Origin of the sequence: Paenibacillus sp. S-12 (assembly GCF_030363895.1) — a bacterium.
GTDB classification, from domain to species: Bacteria; Bacillota; Bacilli; order Paenibacillales; family Paenibacillaceae; genus Paenibacillus_B; species Paenibacillus_B alvei.
The window spans coordinates 321,663-343,378 of sequence record NZ_JASIUF010000022.1; the positions used below are offsets into that span (position 1 = coordinate 321,663).

The 21,716-nt window shown below is 43.4% G+C and carries 20 protein-coding genes; 4 read left to right on the top strand and 16 right to left on the bottom strand.

Translation table 11 applies throughout. The annotated features are described in order from the left end of the window. Positions 1–568 precede the first annotated feature (568 nt). Entirely contained in the window at positions 569–868 is a 300-nt protein-coding gene (locus tag NO352_RS21460; protein ID WP_289356734.1) for a hypothetical protein, read from the bottom strand. A 121-nt stretch (positions 869–989) separates the two neighbouring features. Between NO352_RS21460 and NO352_RS21465 the strand changes: the two genes are divergently transcribed. Further along, on the top strand, positions 990–1,223 hold the full coding sequence (locus NO352_RS21465; protein WP_289356735.1) for a helix-turn-helix domain-containing protein: 234 nt from the start codon (positions 990–992) through the stop codon (positions 1,221–1,223). 44 nt (positions 1,224–1,267) lie between these two features. Here NO352_RS21465 and NO352_RS21470 read toward each other — a convergent pair whose 3' ends face one another. Beyond that, positions 1,268–2,461, bottom strand: coding sequence for an MFS transporter (locus tag NO352_RS21470; protein ID WP_289356736.1), 1,194 nt, complete (start codon positions 2,459–2,461; stop codon positions 1,268–1,270). A gap of 186 nt (positions 2,462–2,647) precedes the next feature. Between NO352_RS21470 and NO352_RS21475 the strand changes: the two genes are divergently transcribed. Continuing rightward, a complete protein-coding gene (locus NO352_RS21475; RefSeq protein WP_268623102.1) occupies positions 2,648–3,226 on the top strand; it encodes a TetR/AcrR family transcriptional regulator in 579 nt (192 codons plus the stop codon). A 284-nt stretch (positions 3,227–3,510) separates the two neighbouring features. Next, complete coding sequence (locus NO352_RS21480; RefSeq protein WP_289356737.1) at positions 3,511–4,200, top strand: MBL fold metallo-hydrolase; 690 nt, start codon at positions 3,511–3,513, stop codon at positions 4,198–4,200. A 186-nt stretch (positions 4,201–4,386) separates the two neighbouring features. On the opposite strand, the gene NO352_RS21485 is transcribed toward NO352_RS21480, so the two are convergent. After that, entirely contained in the window at positions 4,387–5,094 is a 708-nt protein-coding gene (locus NO352_RS21485) for a DNA alkylation repair protein (protein WP_289356738.1), read from the bottom strand. Between the two features lie 82 nt (positions 5,095–5,176). On the opposite strand from NO352_RS21485, the gene NO352_RS21490 reads away from it, so the two are divergent. Further along, the gene (locus NO352_RS21490) at positions 5,177–5,812 is read left to right on the top strand and encodes a TIM barrel protein (RefSeq protein WP_289356739.1); all 636 of its coding nucleotides are present in this window, start codon (positions 5,177–5,179) and stop codon (positions 5,810–5,812) included. 165 nt (positions 5,813–5,977) lie between these two features. Here NO352_RS21490 and NO352_RS21495 read toward each other — a convergent pair whose 3' ends face one another. The 13 genes from NO352_RS21495 to NO352_RS21555 all read right to left on the bottom strand — a co-directional run bounded on the left by NO352_RS21495 (position 5,978) and on the right by NO352_RS21555 (position 21,715). After that, positions 5,978–6,292 carry a cupin domain-containing protein gene (locus NO352_RS21495; RefSeq protein WP_268599187.1) on the bottom strand — a complete coding sequence of 105 codons (315 nt, stop codon included), beginning with the start codon at positions 6,290–6,292 and terminating at the stop codon, positions 5,978–5,980. Positions 6,293–6,332: 40 nt separating this feature from the next. Beyond that, positions 6,333–7,316: an ABC transporter substrate-binding protein gene (locus NO352_RS21500; protein WP_289356740.1), complete on the bottom strand. Its 984-nt coding sequence runs from the start codon at positions 7,314–7,316 to the stop codon at positions 6,333–6,335. Positions 7,317–7,402: 86 nt separating this feature from the next. After that, positions 7,403–8,230: a helix-turn-helix transcriptional regulator gene (locus NO352_RS21505; RefSeq protein WP_289356741.1), complete on the bottom strand. Its 828-nt coding sequence runs from the start codon at positions 8,228–8,230 to the stop codon at positions 7,403–7,405. Between the two features lie 281 nt (positions 8,231–8,511). Beyond that, positions 8,512–9,201, bottom strand: a complete 690-nt coding sequence (locus NO352_RS21510; protein ID WP_289356742.1) for a lysoplasmalogenase — start codon at positions 9,199–9,201, stop codon at positions 8,512–8,514. 387 nt (positions 9,202–9,588) lie between these two features. After that, positions 9,589–10,857 carry a cytosine deaminase gene (locus NO352_RS21515; protein ID WP_268623108.1) on the bottom strand — a complete coding sequence of 423 codons (1,269 nt, stop codon included), beginning with the start codon at positions 10,855–10,857 and terminating at the stop codon, positions 9,589–9,591. Next, a complete protein-coding gene (gene codB, locus NO352_RS21520; protein WP_289356743.1) occupies positions 10,832–12,112 on the bottom strand; it encodes a cytosine permease in 1,281 nt (426 codons plus the stop codon). Before codB ends, NO352_RS21515 begins: the two co-directional genes overlap by 26 nt. A gap of 368 nt (positions 12,113–12,480) precedes the next feature. After that, entirely contained in the window at positions 12,481–12,840 is a 360-nt protein-coding gene (locus NO352_RS21525; RefSeq protein ID WP_289356744.1) for a thioredoxin family protein, read from the bottom strand. 232 nt (positions 12,841–13,072) lie between these two features. Next, positions 13,073–13,414: a helix-turn-helix domain-containing protein gene (locus tag NO352_RS21530; protein WP_040735635.1), complete on the bottom strand. Its 342-nt coding sequence runs from the start codon at positions 13,412–13,414 to the stop codon at positions 13,073–13,075. 598 nt (positions 13,415–14,012) lie between these two features. Continuing rightward, positions 14,013–15,779, bottom strand: coding sequence for a GMC family oxidoreductase (locus tag NO352_RS21535; protein WP_289356745.1), 1,767 nt, complete (start codon positions 15,777–15,779; stop codon positions 14,013–14,015). A gap of 372 nt (positions 15,780–16,151) precedes the next feature. Next, the gene (locus NO352_RS21540; RefSeq protein ID WP_005545356.1) at positions 16,152–16,595 is read right to left on the bottom strand and encodes an SMI1/KNR4 family protein; all 444 of its coding nucleotides are present in this window, start codon (positions 16,593–16,595) and stop codon (positions 16,152–16,154) included. 70 nt (positions 16,596–16,665) lie between these two features. Beyond that, positions 16,666–17,871 carry a hypothetical protein gene (locus tag NO352_RS21545; protein ID WP_005545358.1) on the bottom strand — a complete coding sequence of 402 codons (1,206 nt, stop codon included), beginning with the start codon at positions 17,869–17,871 and terminating at the stop codon, positions 16,666–16,668. Between the two features lie 377 nt (positions 17,872–18,248). Next, a complete protein-coding gene (locus tag NO352_RS21550) occupies positions 18,249–20,306 on the bottom strand; it encodes a serine hydrolase domain-containing protein (protein ID WP_289356746.1) in 2,058 nt (685 codons plus the stop codon). Between the two features lie 137 nt (positions 20,307–20,443). Beyond that, the gene (locus NO352_RS21555) at positions 20,444–21,715 is read right to left on the bottom strand and encodes an ATP-binding protein (RefSeq protein WP_268599178.1); all 1,272 of its coding nucleotides are present in this window, start codon (positions 21,713–21,715) and stop codon (positions 20,444–20,446) included. Between the last annotated feature and the right edge of the window lies 1 nt (position 21,716).

Genomic DNA, 21,716 nt, shown 5'->3' on the forward strand with positions numbered 1-21,716 from the left:
CAGCAGCAAAGGACATTCTCGGCATTAAGGTGAAGCTGCCCATCCACTTCCAAGGTACTGAGTTCGAATACAGCAATACCTATTTGATGAGGGCGAATGATCGGAACATGTAAATCGGAATTCGATTTGCCGCGGACAGAATGTGGATGAATATAGGAGTGCCAATGGATAAAACAATCTATGATGGCAGTAGTGGACTCGATTTTTACCTAAGCAAAGTTCCGCTTTTCGATACGACCAAGCTCTCATTCGTTCGCAATTTTACCATTAACAATGTCGAAATTTCAGCTTATTCTGACAACGACCATGTCTACGATGAACCTCGTTTATCTAAAGACAAGTTCAAAGAAACTAAGTCAAATTCTTTACTTGTGGAAGCAGGACAATGTTCATTATTCTGCTGTTTTCAATGGCATAGACAAGGATCCAGAAGGATTCCTGAAAACATTAGTTATGGCTCCATTGCATTAAGTATATGGCTGCAATCCAAAGCCTCCCTGACCATTGATCAGGGAGGCTTCTTAATGATTTTATATTGGCGGAAAATATACTGTGATAAACCTCAAACTTACTCTCCATCGAACACGCTCAACTCTTGCTCTGATTTTTGCAAAAATACCGCCATCTTTACCCCATCTTGAACACCCTTCGCATAAAACCAGCCTTGTTGAAGAGATTGGAGTTGCTTGTGAACATCCATCCATTCCCGATGCATCTCTTCCTCCCCTATATTCCATAACTTATACGAAAAAAATTGTTCTAATTGATTTATCTTATTCTTTAACAGAAGGACATCATCTAGTTTCTCCGCATTCTCTGTAAGCATTTCAAGGCGCTGACATAGCGTGTCCTTAATCCAATCGGACATGATTTCCCCTCCATCTTAACTCAATATGTATACGCATATACGTACCACCACAAAAATAATTATATGGTACGTTGATGCGTATAGTCAAACCACATGTTTCAGCAAATAGGGAGGATAAGAAATGGGGAGAAAAGTCGTTGTAAAAATTAGTGAGCTAACTAAAAAACACGGTATATCCTTGCGCGAGTTATCTAGATTGGCAGACGTCCGCCATGCTGCGCTAAGCGAATTGTCTAATGGGAAACGATCCAATATTCATTTTGCACATATCGAAAAAATCGCCGATGCGCTGGGCATCGACGATATTCGGGAGATTATCGACTTTATTGTAGATAATGACCAGAACGAACGATAAGACAATTCCCCTCCCCCACTGATCAGTTGTTGATTCATTGCCACCTACTTCTTCTCTGTAGCAAAATAAAGTAAGGCAACGATCGGGAAAGACATTCCGATCCATAACACGGCACTCCATCCTCCCGTGGCGTATATCCATCCCCCAATTGCAGATCCGATAGCACCTCCAAAGAAGAAAATAGCCATGAAAAGCCCATTCAGGCGACTACGGAATTCTGGATTCAACGAAAAGATCGCTCGTTGTCCAAGCACCAGATTTGCGGATACACCGGCATCCAATAATATGGCTGAAATGACGAGAACGGCTACTCCGATAGGTGAACCCGTCCGAATCAGAAGCGGTAACAGAACCGAAATGACGACAGTGACAAGGGCAACCCCAGTCGCGGGTCTAGTCCAGCCGCGATCAGCCAAACGCCCTGCCACAGGCGCAGCTACTGCACCCGCAACTCCAACAAGCGCGAACAATGCGATTTCTTTTTGAGAAAAACCAAAGATCGGGCTGGATAGAAGCATTGGAGCCGTTGTCCAAAATAAGCTAAACGTCGCAAACACACATGCATGATAGGCAGCCCGACGACGTAAGATCGGGGTTGTTCGCAGCAAATGCCACATCGAACCGAGTAGAGCGGTATAGGGAGTGTCTGACGAAGGCTTTCTGGTAGGCAATACCTTCGACAGTACGATCCCCAAAATAAGAATAGCTGCAGCAGACAAAGCGAATACGGCATGCCAGCCAAAGAAGTCAGCTGCCAGACTCGATAAAGGGCGCGCGAGCATGATTCCCAGCAACAAACCACTCATGACATTGCCGACAACACGACCGCGCGAAGATTCGGATGCAAGGTATGACGCAAAAGGTACGAGCACTTGCGCAGCGACTGACCCTAAACCGATTACAAACGAAGCAGCTAAAAACGGAAACGCTTGCTTCGACACTGCCGTAATGACAAGGGCAACCGCTGTAAGAAGTAAAGATACGACAATCAACCTTTTATTCTCAACAATATCCCCCATAGGTACAACAAATAGCAACCCGACTACGTAACCAATCTGCGTTAGCGTCACGATAAAGCCAGAACTGTTTGCAGACAGCCCGATTGAAGAACTGATTACCCCGACCAAGGGCTGCGCATAGTACAGATTGGCAACAATGATACCGCATGCGGCAGCCAGAAGTACGGTTAGCCATGTCGGAATATTTTTTTGGATTGTTTGTATGTTTGAAGCAGTCATTTTAGATTCCTCCTTTTTTATAAATACTGAACGTATAGTTTATAAATTGGATAACCAAATAATATACTGAACGTATAGTTTTGTAAATAGGCGAACCCAACTTTATTTTTTATTCATAATTGATATACTGAACGTATCGTTTGTTTTTCTCGGACAAGATATATATGGATGAAAGGTGATGATTAGATGACCGGAAAAAGAGGCCGGCCGCGTAATGTAGAAGCGCAAAAGTCTATCCTTTCCGCATCTTACGATTTATTGTTGGAAAATGGCTTTGAAGCCGTAACCGTCGATAAAATTGCTGATCGCGCCCAAGTCAGCAAAGCCACGATTTATAAATGGTGGCCTAACAAGGCTGCCGTAGTTATGGATGGTTTTCTGTATGCCGCTACGGCCAGATTGCCCGTGCCTGATACGGGTTCAACATTTCAAGATATTCAAATTCACGCCACGAATTTAGCCCGGTTCTTGACGAGTCGGGAGGGAACCATCATAACGGAGTTATTAGGCGAAGGTCAGTTTGATTCAGGATTGGCGGAGGCCTATCGAGCTCGGTTTTTCCGTCCCCGTCGACTTGAGGCAAGAGGTATTTTGGAGAAAGGGGTTCAGCGCGGGGAACTGAAAAAAAATCTCGACATTGATATATGCATCGATCTCCTTTATGGGCCGATTTTCTATCGTTTGCTTGTGACAGGCGATACATTGAACGAATCCTATGTTCAGAGTTTGGTGGCTAACGCATTTGAAGGCATCCGTTCTACTTGAATCCGGCCAAAGCGCCCTACGTTCCGGCTCTGTACGCATTCCTTTAATACAAAATAGCATCTCGTGGGAACATCTTCTTATCTAAGGAGACTGTTCCTTTTTTATTGAGCACTTACCTCCCCCCTATCCATCGTGATACGATAAGTAGGCCATAATACGATGTTGCAGACGTTAAGCAAGCTGGATAACCTCCCAGGTTAAAACTAGGGACATCCTTTAGTAAAACTAGTAACTCTATTGATACAGGAGAATTGTTTTCTATTGAAGATGGAGGTTGATAGAAAATGAAGATCGTGCAAATCTCTGAGCATATCTGGGGCCTAAAAATGTGGGTACTGATCCCGTTCCATGTGTGGGTCGTTGTAGAAAAAGAAGGGGTCACCTTAGTAGATGCAGGGATGCCGACGATGGCGGACGGAATTATGAAGTTCATTGAACAGTTACATGCCGGTCCGCTGCAACGAGTCGTGCTAACGCATGGTCATCCTGATCATGTAGGATCCCTTAAGCACATTTTACGTACAAATCAGATCCCCATATTCGCTCACCGCAATGAGATCCCTTATATCGAAGGCGAACTCCCTTACCGTCCCGGGAAAAAGCCAGTCTCCACCATGGAGAAGGGAACGATGAAAATGCTGCCCGAAGATGAACACGGACAATTACAATCGATAGGAAGCTTAACGCCTTACTATACACCCGGACATTCCCCCGGGCATGTCGTATATTATCATGAACAAGATCAAGTACTGCTCGCGGGAGATTTATTTTCTTCTAAAAGCGGAAAGCTGCGCAAGCCTTTCTTTACCCCTAATATGGAGGAAGTTTTGCGAAGCAGTTCCATCGTCGGCAGGCTGCGCCCTGCTAGATTGGAAGTGTGTCATGGCAACTCCGTGTTCCATGCAGCGGATCAGTTAGAGGCATACATCGCTAAGGAATCCAAATCCATCGCTCGTGCGAAGGCGCGTCTCTAGCACGGTTCAGCTAAACACTGTCTTTCAGCAAAAAACGCGAGAGGAACTGGCGGTGACAGCCAGTTCACCGCGCTATCTAAGCGGCATGTATTAAACGTTTTAATTTGCCAAGACACCTGGAACGAAAAGCAGCACGAGTGACTGCCACTGCGTGCTGCTCTCTTCACGAAATCCGCTCCGAATGGATTAACACCTTACATATTTTCGTTTGAAGCCGATCTGTCCTTTCTCTACCGCCTTTTGAATATTCACGGATGCATTCAAGAACTTACTTTTTCCGGTATCGCGATTGACCTCCACCTGACCTACTTCCTTCGCAATCTCCACTGCCTTATCATGAAGCGGCTGGTAGGATACTCCCACAGTGTAGATAAAATTATTCATCGCATACTTCGTACGTTCCGGAGCATCATGAATCGTGTTTTTTACAAGTTCCAACATATCCGCGATTTTCGCCTCAGAGAACTCACTGTCCGGACGATTCCCGAGCATCCAGCAATAGCAGCTCCAACCTGCCGACATTTTAAGCTCCATATTGCTTGCAATCCATTTATCGGCGACTTCTTGTGCAATATCCGTTTCTGCTAAAGTTACTGCCACTACATAATCCGATAGCATATAAAAATAAGCTTGATCGATCCACCGCTCAAAATCCGCCTCAGACATTGCCTCAGGATCCGCAATCACTCCGGCAAAGTACATTGCATCGTAATTTCCTGTAGCATAGAGCTCCTCAGCTAATGGCTGATTGCGTTTTATTTTTCTATATATGGGCTTCATCTGACCCGTAGCTACTCCAAAAAGCGGCTCGTGCGCGCCATTGGATAGGTATACTTTCTTCGTGCGTTCCTTGCCAAGAGCTTCAAGCTCTTGCATGACCGTTTCTAGATTCATGAATCATACTTCCTTTGCAATGGTATGTCTTACGGAGTAAGCTCGTCTTTATTTCAATATATCATAAAGCGGCGTGGATCCAATGAGATCAGAATTAAGGCCACCTATTTGCACGAAGTTCTTCAATCTAGTCGATGAATCGTTCAGAGACGATTATATCGCCGGGATACGTGATACGATTGAAGCCTGCAAAATTCAAAATGTCACCTCCATCATCTCTCAGATGGGCAACAAGCTGGAGGGCGTGGCTCGCGAGGATCAGCGATCCGCAATGGTGGAGACACTCAAACGCTGCGCGCCGCTGCTCGAGGAAGCCGGAATCGTCTTGGAGGTGGAACCGCTCAACGGACTTGTGGATCATTACGGACATTTTCTTCAGCGCTCGGATGAATCGGTGGAAGTGATCGATCGGGTAGACAGGCCGAACGTCAAGCTCGTCTTCGACGTCTACCATCAGCAGATCACGGAAGGCAACGTCATTCGGAACGCAATCGATTATATCGACCGAATCAACCATTTCCACATCGCTGACAATCCCGGCCGCAATCAGCCAGGCACAGGCGAGCTAAATTACGTGAATATTCTGCGCGCAATTAAAGAAACCGGCTTCTCCGGATTTGTCGGGCTGAAAGGCGGCTATACGATCGACACCGACGAAGCGGTGGAGCAATTTAAGCAGAACATTGTTACACCCGTGTTCGGAAGCTTGCAGTCATAAGCATATCGGAATCGATATCGAGATTAGCAAGAATTATCGCCCGCATTAGCAATAAAAATAGGCGAATCGCTCCTTTTTCCTCCTCCTCGCTGTCTGTAACAGCAAGTTTTAGGGCCACCCTTAGCGGATGGCCCTTTACTCTGTTTATTTCTTATGACTCAAAACTTATCCTGCCGCCTTAGGTTCTATCAACATGATATGGCATTCCTTTTCGGCGAAAGGCTTATGTTCGGCTCCCCCCGGGACAATAAACATCTCGCCCTTAGAGATTTTTACCTGACCATCACGAAAAGCAATGAACATTTCCCCTTCGAGCACAATAAATACCTTATCGGCACCTTGATGCTCGTGCCATATAAAATCCCCATCAATTTTAACAAGCTTGATTTGATAGTCATTTAATTCACCAACAACTTTTGGAGACCAAAGATCGTTGAATGCAGATAGCTTCTCATTTAGATTAATAGCCTCGTAATGCATATGAATTCCTCCTTGATTTCAATGATAATCTCTCGACTTTTTAGAGTTTATGTAAGGCATTGGTTATATTTCGCAAAGCGTATTCGATAGCTAATGGGCCACCAGTAATCGCGGAACTATCCATTAAATAGACATTGCCCTTCTCTACAGCATTCAGTTTATTCCATACATTACTTTGTTTTAATTCATTCATTAATGTTTCCTTTTTTGTAATGTCACCTATAAGGAAGATATGGTCTGCTTGAACCGTTGAAATTCCTTCAAACGTATTAAATTTATTAATAGCACCTTTGAATGTATCATCTGGTGTAAGTCCCAGTCCCCTTTCTTTATCAAACGCAAGTGTATAGACAGGATTCCCTTCACCTAGAACATTAAAAGTTTTTCCATCCCAAGACAATATAAGTGCTACTGACTCTCCTTGAATCGACTTTAATGCTTCGCGCCCAGTTGTGATTTCTTTCATCATTTTATCAATTACTTTTTCCGCCTCTTCTTCTCTACCAATAATCTCGGCTACTGTACGGAGTCCATATTGCCAATTTTCATAGATGTCCTTGTATTTTAACGTAATGACTGGCGCGATTTTTTCTAGTGATTCATACATTTGTTCATGTTGTTCGGTTGCTAAAATGTAATCCGGCTCAAGAGCTAAAATTTTCTCAATACTAGGAGACACCTTATCCCCTAACTCCTCTGCTGCATCGAGCTTCCCTTGTAAATATGTTAAAGTCGATAGATACTCTTTCTCCGTAGTAGCAGCAGGCGGCTCACCTAATGCAGCTAATATTTCAGGATAAAAATACCACAACGAGGCTATTTTTTCTGGTTTTTTCTCGATAACAATTTCTTTGCCTAAGGCATCCTTAAATGTTCTTGGCCAATCCGTTGCATCTGCATGAACTGCTGATGCAGATGCACCTTCTGCAGTCGAACCTTTATTTTCAGCAGATGTTGCATTACAAGCCGCAAGTATGACTACTACTAATAGCATGGAGAGTAATAGTCCTATCCTCTTTTGCATACGAAAAGCCTCCACCAATATGTATTCTTTCGTTTGCCATTAGTATAGTAAAGTCATCTGTAGATAAGAATGGATGCCTGTTGAAATTAGCATAGATTATTGATGAACTTCGCTCGATATTCAGTAGGAGAAACACCAAATTGTTTCTTGAACACTCGACTAAAATAAAAGGGATCCGCAATCCCAACCGTCTGCGCAATTTGTTGAACAGGCGCATCACTTGTAAATAGCATTTCTTGCGCCATGTTTATACGGTATTTTAATAAATACTCTGCCGGCCCCATGCCTGCATGTCGTCTAAATACGTAAGAAAGTCGATTTCGATTAACGTTATTATGTTCTGCAAGCGATTCTATTGTCAGGCTTTGATCATAGTATTCATGAATATAATTCGATACCCGTTCAAATAAAGTAAGTGATTCACAGCTATTCTGCCTATTAATAACACATAACAAAGCTTCATTCAGTACATCGCGAAACAGCATTTCGGTCTGAAACATCGGAATGCCTCCGCGTTGATTATACACTTGCCACAGGCGCATAATTAATTCGATAAGACGAGGGGATTGTCCCGTTGATAATTCAAAATGCTGATGGGAAAAGCTTGACTCTTCTAGTTCTGAGTGACATATCCGGTATTGAACAAGGATATACTCCCAGTTGGTGTTGCCAAACAACTTTTGAGCTAGTTTCATGTTGGCACCCCCATGCACAACTTTTCCTGGCGACAGGATATAAGGCGTTCCATTAAATTGAAATTGTGTCTTCCCGGTAAGTGGAAACACGAATCCAGGAAAAGAATCTGTATAGTCAGCGTGAGGCACACCTGGACTTTTAGCATATCGATATACGCCTTCTACTTGAAAAGGAGTGTGAGCAAGATACTCTGCTAACTGATTAACGTCGATTTTCACATTGCATCCCTCATTTCAAATAGTAGTCTTTTCAGTAAATAGGGGGGTATCATTTCTATCTCCACATTATTGATAACGATTATCATTGTCAACCTGTTTGGATAATAAAAATGCCGCTACCCGGCAAACGTTCAAACAGCCGGGTAACGGCTTCCGATATGGATGTTCTCAAAAATAGGTGGACGTAAGGATCCAAAATCTCCTCTCTTACCTTCCCTCACTTCAATTTTCCGACGTCATTTATATACGGTTCCCAGCGCGGATTGTTTAAAGCGTTCAACCTACATCCTCAGGGCGCGCCACTTCGACAACTGCTTGCCACTGAATACGTTCGCGATGCTGCCCGCAATAAACAACTGTGCGGCGAAGTACGTCAGCATAATCCAAAAGCCTGACGCCGGCACGGCGCTGACGAACTTATTCCAGGCCAGAATCGAGTCCGACACGGCGAACAAAATCGCCCCGACCGACGCATGCCAGTTCCGACTCATGATCGCGGTCCAGCACATGACCGAGATGACGCCGACGTAAACGGCGACCGGCAGCCATAAATCGCTTTGACCGCTGTCCGCCATGATCCCATTGTGCAGCTGCCAACCAATAAGCCACGAGTATACGCCGATCGGCGCTACGCACAACAACGCTAACAGTGAAAATTCCCACCGCCGTATCATAGCCGCTACGTAAAGCAGATGCCCCACCATAAAAGACGACAAACCGAACATAAACCACTGATTTCCGTTCTTCAGCAGGAATGCATCCCCAGCTATGCTAAAAATCAATCCGATCACGACCAAAATCTTATACATCCTAAACTTGTCCGCAGGCTGCGAGCTGACAGCGAGCACGATGATCAGCGCCATCGGCAGCAGCTTGAAGATCCAGTTTAGTATGGTACTGTCCAAGGACAGCGTCGCCAAGTGAATCACACCCGTTACGATAATTGCAAGAACCAGCCATTTCCGAAGCATAAATCAAGTCCTCCCCATCATTGGGTATTTGCTTGCTTGAACTTCCGATTCTGACTGATACGTATGCCCTTTTTCACGCTCACATTACAGAACTAGCCTTCTAATGCGACTGTGCGCTATTGGTTTACAATCGCATGAAAAAGCCCCTGCAAGACAAAACTCACATAGGGCTTTTAAAGCGTCTGGTTCGAATTGTATCCAGCCCATCCCATGTGTCCAGAGATCCGCTAGGTTATACATATGCCAACCGAAACAAGAATTATCGAAATCATATACGGTGATTTGTCGAACTGCTACTAGTGAAATTATACCATGATTCGGAAATTATTGTCGTCGCTTGCATATATAAAAAGAAGCAGACCCTAAGGCCTGCTTCTCTGCTTTTATTTATTTTTGAAACGTAATGGTCTCACTTATACTGCCCAGCTTCACGCTGGTCTCGCTCGGTTTTGTCTCAGCAATAATCTTACCGTTACGGAAAGAATATCGTACCGCAGCCTGCTTGCGAATGGCCTCATACTCATTCTCCGCATTCAATACGATAAAGTTGGCCGGCTTGCCTGCCTCAATCCCGTATTTATCCTCAATTTGCAGCGTCGTCGCGCTGTTCTTCGTAATCATATCGATGCTGTTCACGATCTGCTCATAGCCCATAAGTTGTGAAGCATGAATACCCATATGCAGAACTTGAAGCATATTGCCTGTCCCCAGCGGATACCATGGGTCAAAAATATCATCATGACCAAAGCACACATTAAGTCCTGCTTCTTGAAGCTCTTTTACCCGTGTTAGGCCTCTACGTTTCGGATACGTATCAAATCGTCCTTGCAAATGGATGTTCACCAGTGGATTGGATACGAAATTGATCTTCGACATTTTCAGCAGACGGAACAGCTTGTACGCATATGCATCATTATAGGAGCCCATCGCCGTTGTATGGCTGGCCGTTGTACGTGCGCCGATGCCGCGTTCGTAAGCTTCCTTGGCTACTACCTCAACGAATCTCGACTGCTCATCGTCAATCTCATCGCAGTGGATATCAACGAGACGATTATATTTTTCCGCCAGATCAAATACGATTCTCATCGAATCTACGCCATACTCGCGTGTAAACTCAAAATGCGGAATGCCGCCAACCACATCGGCCCCCATTTTCATGGCTTCTTCAAGCAGTTCTACTCCATTTGGATAGGAGAGAATCCCTTCCTGTGGAAAGGCAACGAGCTGAAGATCCACATAAGAAGACATCTCTTCCTTCACTTCCAGCAGCGCCTTAAGCGCTACTAGAGTAGGGTCTGTCACATCCACATGGGTTCTCACATGCTGAATGCCCTGAGCGATTTGCCACTTAAGCGCGGTCTTTGCTCTTGTTTTGACGTCCTCTATTGAAAGAGTTTCCTTTCGCTGCGACCAGCGCTGGATGCCTTCAAATAGCGTACCGCTCTGATTCCACTCCGGCTCCCCTGCTGTTAAGGTTGTGTCCAAATGAATATGCGGCTCAATAAAAGGAGGAAGCACCAAGCTCCCGTTCACATCAATGACCTCATGTCCTTCTGTGGGAAGCGGACTTTGGGTAATCGTCTTGAATGCCCCATCCACAATCTCGATATTCCATAAACCTTCACGACCTCTAAGCTTCGCTTGTTGTATAATCACGGTTCATTCCCCTTTTCTCGTTTACGTTAAACTGTTTTTCCGGGAAACACTTCATACCTATAACATACAGCACAGCTGTACCGATCAAGCCATTAATAGGCGGGATGCCAGGGACGAACTGAGCAATCAGAATGCCGCCGAGCCAGGCCAATATCGCAATCCAATTCACGGATTTGAAGCTCATTTCTTCGAATTTCTTATAGGAGCCGCGATTCAAGATATAGAAATCCGCTAGCAGAATCGCGCCAATCGATGGCAAAATCGAGCCAAGTACCGTCAAGAAGCCTACGAAGTTATTGTACAGCCACATTGCCATAATCGTACCTACTGCTCCATTAAAGACAACAATGATATTCTTAGGCAGCTTCGTAATATTGGCAAAGCCCAGACTGGATGCATATAGCGCATTTTCATTCGTCGTCCAAATATTTAGCCCTAGCACAATAATAGCCGGTATAATCAAGCCTTGCAGAAACATGACATCTGAGATATCCGCTTTGCCATACACAATCGCGCCTACTGCTCCAAATAGAAACATCAACGAATTTCCAAGGAAAAAGGCAATGACCGTCGACACAACCGCTGAACGAGTTGTTTTTGCAAACCGTGCAAAGTCCGGTGTTAGCGTACCTCCACTAATGAAGGAACCGATACAGACGGTCAATGCTGTAGCAAGACCCATCATTTCCTTCGGCTGATAATTCATTAATCCTTGCAATCCGCCTGCTGTTGAAGTCGCTTCGAAGACCGAATAGCTTCCTAATATCGCAATTGACGGTACAGCTACGATGCCGAGTATCGCCAATGCTTTAATTCCATAAATCGCAGTCACCGTCATTAGGATTCCTGCAATCGCAATCAAGACATACACGTTCATTCCCGTTACTTTCTGAACCGGGACTGCGAACATCGCCACCCCTACACCAAACCAGCCTACCTGCGTAAAGCCTAGCAATCCTGAAGATAAATAGGAACCTTTCGTGCCAAATGCATATTTCGTTAGCAAGTGAGTCGATAACCCCGTCTTTGCCGCAATATAAGCAAGCGCTCCTGTATAGATGCCCAAGATCAGATTCCCTGCCAGTACAATTCCGATAAAAGCGCTGAACGTTAAGCCATTTCCTAACGCTCCGCCTGACCACATGCTTGCCGAGAAGAACGTAAATCCGAGCATCACGGCGAGTATTTTCCAAAATCCATTCCGATGTGCTTGTGGTACAGGTTGCAACGAGAATTCCAAGTCTACTTTTTCCATTATCCATCCTCCAGATCGTCTAGATACCGAGTATGCTCAAGCAGATGGAACAGGCGGGAATGATCGATCGCTTTCAGGAGCAATAAAAAAGGCTTATTGCCCAGTTGCCCTGACAATAAGCCGTTTACGATCACAGGTAAATAATAGGTACACGCGCATATACACACGTATCCCTATAAAGATCATACATTCCGCTGTCCTTGTCAGCCTCACGGGACTGAATTAAAGGTATCTTATTAAATTGTCACTATTATAAATCGATATATCGGTATCAACAAGTGTAAATATTGGAAGTTGCTTGAGCTGCGACGGGCAAGTCATCGATGATTGGGCAGTTCACCAGATGTACATTCGTGAATCTAAACCGTTCATTTCACGGTTTCATCAGAGGATTGTCCCGTCACTAAGTCATAGATTTTGCGAATTTTTTCGTCCAGCAGATCCAGATGCACGATTCTTGCTTCACGTATATATTCTCTCCCCTCTACATAAAGCAATAGAACAGGCGTGGTAAAAACAGAAAAGCTCCCGGCAACCGCTGGAACTTCTTCTGCATTGATCGTCGCCAGATGGATATCCGGGTATTTCATCATTAATTTCTGTACCTGCGGCTGCAATGCATGACACACACTGCACCCTGTCATGGTGATATAGAGAAACGATAATCGATGGCTCCTTATAAATTCATTTGCCGATTCGACACTCGTTAATTGCTCAAATTCTCTCATGGGTACCTCCAAGTATAGGAATCCATCATATCGCAAGGAGTGGGATGTATTGAAATCCCCTTACTTGTAATACGGTTATCCGTGATATCTATAGTACAAAATATAAGGACACCCGTTTAGGTGCCCTTTATAGTTGACAGAGGTTCAGGATGGCAAAATGCGACAGTGTAAATTCGCAATTCACCATCTCAAGGCCTTAATCCAAACTTCAGCGTTATTAGGGTTTTCCCTTTCAATCCAGCTGATCGTCCAGCATAGCCTCAATGACTTTCAATACCCTCTTTTGCTCATTTAAACTTCTGCTTCGGAGCCTATCCACAATTTCTGCAAGTGTAGAATCATTCCCCTCTCCACTCACAGGCTGGATGTAACTAAAGAACTCCGCCATCGAGAGGTTGAGCGCACTCGTAATTCTAGCCAGTACTACGACGGAACATACCTTCTCAGAACGTTCCAACTTACCAATATAAGTCTCGTGTAGCTCAGCCTTGCTTGCAAGTTCCTCCTGGCTTAGTCCGCGTAGTTTCCGAAAGTGTCGAATGCCTTCCCCTACCATCTTCATAAAATCACTCACAGCGATCACCCTAAGCAAACCATAGACTAGCCATTTGCGCGCTCCAAGATACTATAGGGTTTATTTTTAAATTATATACCCTATAGGGATTTAATTTTGATATAATAAGATTGCCCTGTTTTTTAAAAAATAAACTAAAAGGCATAAAAAGAACGCTACTTGGAACTTTACAAACTTAATCATATCAACAAGTCCCCGTATCGAATCGGATATGTGATATAAAAACAAGGAAGGAATGCGTCCTATTAGAGTGCAATGCATATTTCCCGACAGCTCAACTGCGGATGTCTATGTTTCCGAAATTGGAGAATTTCTTCGTCTCACAAAATTAGTAAACGGGATAACAATGGGAGGAATCAATTATAATGTAGTTCATACAGAGCTAATTGTAGAAAAAGAAACTTTCTATATTTCAGTGCTATTGAAGCATAGGCATGTACAATAACAAGCTCAATCTGGGGCATGCAGAGGATAAAATTAACACTTATGATGCGCCTCAGCCTACCGGATCTATCGTCAAAACGAAAAAAGAGCTGGCGTCGCCAGTTCTATCCGACAAAAGTAAATTCTGATTCTTTCCAGTCAGCCATTACATCTATTAATCTTCTAATTCGTCCTCAAAATCATCATCATCCAGCACGTAAGAACAAGAATTATTTTGAATAAAGCGTACGGCATTTAATCCTATCATTTGAGCAGCTAGGCTAGTATTGCCGTCCGGTAAAATAGGTGCGATCGAAAGATCAGCAACTTTAAGATTGGTTGTACCGAATACATCCAGCTGTCCGTTGACAACTCCATCTTGCACGCACTTCCCCATCTTGCACTGCCCGCCATAATGATAAAAATTTGAATACGATGCTCTTACGAAATCACTAAGCTGCCGTCTTTTTTCTGCCTCATCGGGTATTTGGAAAACTTCCTCCGGCGGGTACACCACAGCTTTTATCCCGCTATTATTTAATCTAGCCTCTTGAATAATGTTGTACATATTAATATATTGATCCACCAAGAAATCCAGATCGTTTGTTGCCTGTTGCAATGGGTTAAAGGAAAAGGACGGCAGTGCTTCGGGATCGCTGTGGGAGGCCATAATTGTGCCCTTACTCTGTGGGTTAAGGTCTATAAGTCCAAAACTCATGACATTGATTTGCTTATTTACATCCAGCTCCCACCCATTGCTTGCTATGTCTGAAGCTGGAACAAAGAGTGCTACGGGAGCCCCTAGAATCTGAAGGCGGCGGCCCTCCAATACATTATTCTTATTCTCAGCTGTAAATGCGCCTAAAATAATTGGTTGATTAGGGTCAGCACCGAGTACCGGTAATATTTGGGATGTTTCTACCTCGACTGCAAGTCCTGCATAGGCTTGCGTTTGCAGATTGTATCCTACATTCGGATTTTCAATTAATGGTTTAATTCCTGCGCTAAGCAAATCACTGGATTTGCCAATTCCTGATCGCTGTAAGATAAGGGAGGAGGAGAATCCTGCCGAGACGATCACGCCTTTTCGGGCAAACGCTGTTTGTGAAATACCATCTCTAACGTACTGAACCCCGCTGGCAATCATTTGACAATTCTTGTTCTTGAATAATATCTTGTTCGCTGTTGTTTTGCCAAAAATAGTCAGCTTTCTCTTTCCAATCCCAAACTCATCAGGATGAAACTCATTACCCTGCGTAACTATGCTCTCATTTAAATACCCTGTTGCAGTAGAGGAACGGGTAATTGTATTACCATCCTCCTTCTGAAGAAATTGAGATTTATAAAATGTACAGTCTCGAACTCCTGTGTTATAGTCCTCAACACGTTCTATTCCCAGTACATTAGCTGTTGCATCTGCTAGCGATTGGATAAGCCCATTAGGAGGTATATGCTGCTGTCTGACAAATATAGGCCCCCGTCTTCCTCTCTCATTCGGACTTTGTGTTAGGCCCGTATAGGTTTCATTTTGAATAAACAGGGAACGGACTTGGTCGTAGCTCCATCGGGGTTCACCTGAAAGGGCAACCCATTCATCATACAACTCTTTACTTCCCCGGACAGCATACATTTCGTTCACTTCCGAGCTTCCCCCAATAACCCTTCCATTGACCGTAACAAGCTGTCGGCCCACAGAAGATTCTAATTTAGATAGTAAATTGAAGGCAAACTTATTATCGCTAGCCTGAATAATGGCATTTAACACGCTTGGATCACTTAACTGATCCGTGCTATTTATTCCAGGCTCAAGCACAAGTACGGAAGTTTTTTTGTCATCCGTTAATTCCTTAGCGATTACCCCACCTGCTGTTCCAGCACCAATAACAATATAATCAAAAACGTCCTTTTTGCCTTTTTTCTTTTTATGTTTTTTATGCCCCATTCATTTATCCCCCCTCTTCTTGAAGTAGTATCCTTCTAGTTATTAAGATATGTGGATAAACTCTGATTGATATAGATAGAGCTCTTAATGAATGCGAACATTTTGTCTTTCGTCTTTAACTTTTTAGAAGCTTTATGCCGAAAATTACTTTGGGGGTCGAATTCTGACAGAGAACTGTCGAATAAAGAGGATTTTTAAGTCGTATCATGGCAGAAGAACTTCAAGAGAAAATAAAGCAGTTTAAGTTGTAACAGGAGCAGAATGCTTAACTAGCGGTCTGACTGACCAGATAAAATGAGGCTGTCCCAAAAGTAGATCAATCTACTTGAGGGACGGCCTCTTTGATTAGCATAATCTGCCGAATTGAACAAATTACCATTCATAAAAATTCTCTTCGATCATTTCCTCGAATGAATTGGCTAATAACTTGATCTCCCCGGTATCGTGATACCCGATGAAAACCTCTCCTGTCTGATTCATGAAAATCGGATCGCCGGATCCATCTATGGAAATGACATAACTGGTTCGTAAAACCTCTGCAAAGGGATGTCCCTTGAATTGCTCTCGGAACCCCAACGTCAAATCGACAACCGTTTCATTGCCGAGACTAGAGCCATTAGAGAATGCATGTATCGTAAGACCCGCATATGCTCCTCCAAACGTCTTGATAAAGTGTACGTAGTCCTCATGAAAGTTTACATTCAGCCGTTGCTCCGCACTAACAATTTCCTCTTGGCTTGCCGGAATGCCTACTAGTGTTTCATTATCTTCCTGATGAAGAAAAATCTTTAATCTCTCCATTAACGCATCCTTCATAGGTAATCCCCTTCTCAATAATTCCCCAGTTTAGTTCAGCAGTTGTTCCCCGTTTACAATCTCCTTTCAATCAGTAATCGCGAGCTGCATCGAACCAGCGCCCAGCCATCTCCTCCGTTATAGGCTGGCCGATCAGGTGATCGGACTGGCTAAGTTGCCATACTGCTTCGCCAAGGTCTTCTCTTTCGGTGGTTTCGATACCTTTGAGGGTATTGAAGCGCACGGTGAAAGCAGTAATGGCTGCCTCGGCATCGGCGAGGCTGCGGGCCTGCGCCAAGGATGCCTGTGCAGCATTGTAAGCTTCGTTAGCCAGTTTGGCCAGACGTTTAGGCCAAGACGAGAACGGGCGGCCATATTCGCTCTCCCACCACTCAGGCTTTCGCAATTGGCTCACTGAAGCATAGCCGGCCCATGGGCGTGTCTTGGCGCGTGTTTTCACTTGCTGCCTTAAGCGCTTGCCCGCGGCCTCTTCCACATTGTAGGCGATAAATCCTTCAAGCAACGGCCACGTGTCCAAGGAGGGCATGTCCTCTAAATCAGGCATGAAGCGCAGCTCCAAATTCGTTAACCGGGCATGACGAGCCAACAAGCCCATGTCGCAGAAGTTCCCCCACAAACTCAGTGAGTCAAGGTTGGGGAACCGGTCTAGACAGTCCAGCGAGATGGGCTGTCCCAGCGGCGTGTTTTGCAGCGTCAGGCTCGTCACCCGGTGCAATTCACCGATGTCGGGCAGGGTGAAAGGAGGATCATTCTTGCGTCGACCGGTGCGCGGCGCTAGTGTCAGAGAATACGGCATATTTCCAGTGGCCGATAAGCGTAATAGATCGCCAGACACGTTCAGGCGGAAAGATCCCTTCGGAAGCTTCAAGCTCAAGCACCCTCCGGACTGGCTCAACTCGATATGCAAGCTATGCAAAATGGACTGGCTGGCGTCCACCACCGTATCTGCAGACAGGATCGGAGCCCACGTCATCTCTTCAATGGGACGTGTCTGTGCCCAGTCCAAGAAGCCCGTGTCACTGCCTGAATAGTACAGAAATCGCGGCCAAGGCGAGCCTGCCGGCGTGGAGAAGGCATCGAATACGGTCCAATCAATTCTCGCATCTGATGCGACGTGAAGGTCTACCCTTTGCCCTAATTCCGGCGGTCCAATAGATAGGCTCCCCACACCGGGCCGAATGACAAGGTTGTGGCTGCGAGGGCCCGTCAAGTCAATGGGATAACAACCGTCTTCTCTAACAGAATCAGAAGGGTGAGCTTGGTTATGAATTGGCACTTCCGTCATCCTCTCTTCTACCCTTGATTACAAGACAACTTTGGTCTCTTGAGTTCATTTTTACCTTGTATCTTAATTTCATTATAATGATCGCTTGTCCTGAATCTACCTACTTTTTACCTGGATTCTGGAAATACAAACGATTCAATTTGCATTTCTGCCTACCGATCCGGGTTCTCTCGATCCTGAACAATAAGGTGCAAAGCGGAGTACGGTATCTTCTGCAGATGGACAAAACGGTACATAAATCAATCTGCTCTTTTTTTCATGTACCGATCTTTCTCTTTGCGTCCTTCCAAGTTACCTGAGCATTGGACAAGAACTTATATCCATAAATCAAAAAGTCCGCTAGTTAGGCGGACTTCAATGCTCCAAATCTATTTATTCTTCAATTCAATTTTAAATACATCACCCGCTTTTCCGCCAAAAACGATCATCCCACCTTCAGGCAGTACTACCGAATGATTGTTAGTAACCTTTGAGAAGTTCACAGCCATTCCATTCTTGTCGTAAACGGCAAATCCCCCACTTGCCGGAGTCTTAACGTTCATGACTCGATTGGCTGATTTTTCATCGATTTTATACCATTTCGCCTGACCACTCGATGGTATGATGATGCTTAATGAATCCTTGCCATCATAAAGGATTGGAACAGCATCTTCATTGATATAAGAGAATCCATCAATCTTTAAATACTCCGTCTGTCCTTCTTTATAAAAGTTGAGATCAAATACATCTCTTCCGGCCATAATCGGAATTTGGATAGCATTTACTGCTTGATTCTCATTAACAATTTTAGTCCCATTTGCGTATCCATGATCCATATCAACGGATATTGTCTTTGCTATCATTGGCGTGGCCAGATAAAATGCAGAAGTTATCTTTTCATCCACCCTATAATAACTTTTTCCGTTTCTATTTTCCCATACCTTTTTAGTTGTTTGTTGGAGTGGATTGGAATCCAGCTTTTGATAGGCATAGAACACCATCATGGACTGACCTAATCCTTGGTTATTCGTATAAGCGTTAAGCTTCACATATGTTCTTCCATTTGTTTGTTTGTCAAAGCTTAATGTTACACTGCCATCTTTGCTTTTGAATTGTCCATCGCCCGTATACACATATGTTTGTGCGGGTATCAACCCTCCGTTTTGTGCAGGTAAATCAATCACTCCGTTCTTAATCTCCATATTTATGGTTGAATCCCTTGTACCATACAATCCAGCATAAGAAAGCATTTCAGACGGCATGTTCACCTTCAAGGAAGGTTTAAATGTTTTCTCGGGTAGAATTTCCTTAATATGCCCCTTGTCTTTTAAGTATTCTAATAAAACTTTCGTTTCAAATGCAAGATTGAATACGGAAGACCCTCCTGAAGAAAGCACAGCCATAGAAATATTATGTTCTGGTATTGTAATCAAGGAACCGTGATAAGTAGCGACGTCTCCACCTTTGGATAATGCCGTTATTCCGTAATCATCAAACGCTGGCAAGCGAACAGTGTCCCAACCAAGACCATAGTTAAAGGCGTTCGCTTTTTCAGAAACCCATATTCCTCTTTTATATTCAGGACCTTGCATGGCTTTGGCTGATTGTTTAGATAGAACGTCCGTTCGATTACCTATTAACATATCTGCAAACTTAGTTAAGTCTTCTGCAGTTGAGTAGAGCCCGCCTGACCCAAGGGTGTTAGCATTCTCGATGGGTAAAGCCTGATCCATCGTAGGAAAGTAAGCTTTGGCTACCCTTTCTCTATCAAATTGATCAAGTGGTGTTTTCGTTGAGCTTAAATTCAGAGGCGTGCTTACATATTTCGCAAGGAATTCGGTATAGCTCATACCGCTCACTCGTTCAATCATGATTTCAAGCAGATCAAACCCATCGTTTACATAAACGGAGAATTCACCTGGATTTGAATTTAAATGTTCCGATTGTAACTTGTTCAATAATTCATCGTGGACTATTGTATCATTGTCACCTAATAAAGAACTATTCGGAAGGTGAGTACCGTAAAGCCCTGACGAATGATTCATTAACATACGAGGGGTAATCTTTTTATATCTTTCATCTGCCATTTTGAAGTCTTTGATATACGTTGTAAGTGGCTTATCAATATCAATTTTATTAGCATCAGCTAGTATCATCGCTGCAGCAGACACATGCATTTTACTTATCGAGCCTATACCAAACATAGTGTCTTTGGTGATCGGAGTTTTGGAAGCTTTATCGTTTACACCGGCGTTATCTGATAAAACAATGGATCCCTTATCCATAATGGCATACTGCACACCACTTGCACCAGAGACGGAAAGGAGCTTCGAAGCTTGCACCTTTGCCCTTTCTTTTACAGTAGCCGGATTCGTTTCAGCAAAAGCTGGGCTGACCGGAATGGCAATAAGCAAAGCGGCCATCCCTACAGAAACCATTCTCTTCATTATTCATTCCTCCTTGTAATTCGTTCTAGATTATACTTTCTGAATTCATCATACATGGAGGAAGGCTGCTGTATTCAAATACGCCCTCAAACGAAAAAAACAATCCCTAAACAACATGTTGTCTAAGGATTGTTCGTTTAAAATGGCAGGAGGACCATATTATTAAATACTTTATGTTTCGTTTCAATGGTCATATGACCACCGTACTTGTCGCAGATTCTAGCGATATTGGTTAATCCAATACCATGAAATTCAGGAGATGGTTTTTGGCTATGTAAGTGGGCAACTTCATTCTCCATATAATTCAAGATGTGAATGAGTAGAGTAGACTCGGTAGAATGTATTTTTATAAGAATGTACCTATCTTCTGCGATCGTTAACTTTTTAGAAGCTTCTATTGCGTTATCTAGCATATTTCCAATGACAACACATAAGTCATAACGGTCTATATGGATTTCTTGCGACCATAAATTAAGCTTTATATCTATTCTAATGCCATTGGCATGTCCAATATTAAGCGTATTTGTAATAAGAGCATCTATAACCAGATTCCCCGTATTAACCCGCTGATACGCTCCTTCGACTTTATTTAATGTTGTCTTAATATGTTCCATTGCAGCTGCTAACTCATTTCGCTTTATACATTCTTCAATATATAAAAACTGTTGATTCGTATCATGAATAATTCTTTTAATGGATTTGAAGCTGTGAACGACCTTTTCGTAATTCGCATCTTGATAATCCATCTGATGTTGCAGCTGAGTATGTTCTTGCATGAATTTATATTTATCAATAATCGAATCAAAAATATAGATAATCATAACGTTTAAGAAAAGAAAGCCAATAGCGGAAATAAAATAATAGACGGTCTTATAATTTAGAATATATAGGTGATATATACTCATAAGTGGAATAGCCGAAATTAATACGTAGTAACGATAATGCAAAGAGTAACTACTATGTCTTGCAAGTGGTCGTATGATCTGAATGATGGCAAACATGATGATGAAAGAGAGTAAAATAGCTTTCATGTAGACAATTTTATTAGTTTCATTTACAGGGTCAAAGCTAAACTCAACTGAATCTAGGGTATAAAAAATATAAAGAGATATACAAGTAACGAGAGACATTAAAACGCTGTAAAGCATAGAGAAAATGATCTTCGTTTTCATCTCTACTTGATAAGATTGTACGATACTAAATATCATAAGCAAGGCTAGAATCGAAGATAAAATTGGTGAGACGGGAATAACAAGATATAGGAAATCGAGCAGCCCAAAGATAATAAAGTAAATGAATCGGTTATGCTTTTTAGCTGATTTACCAAAAACCGAGTTGAAGAAAAAATTAAGTTGAACGCCCATCACAAGTACAATTGTAAAAACAACAAGTAAATTATTTTGAATCATA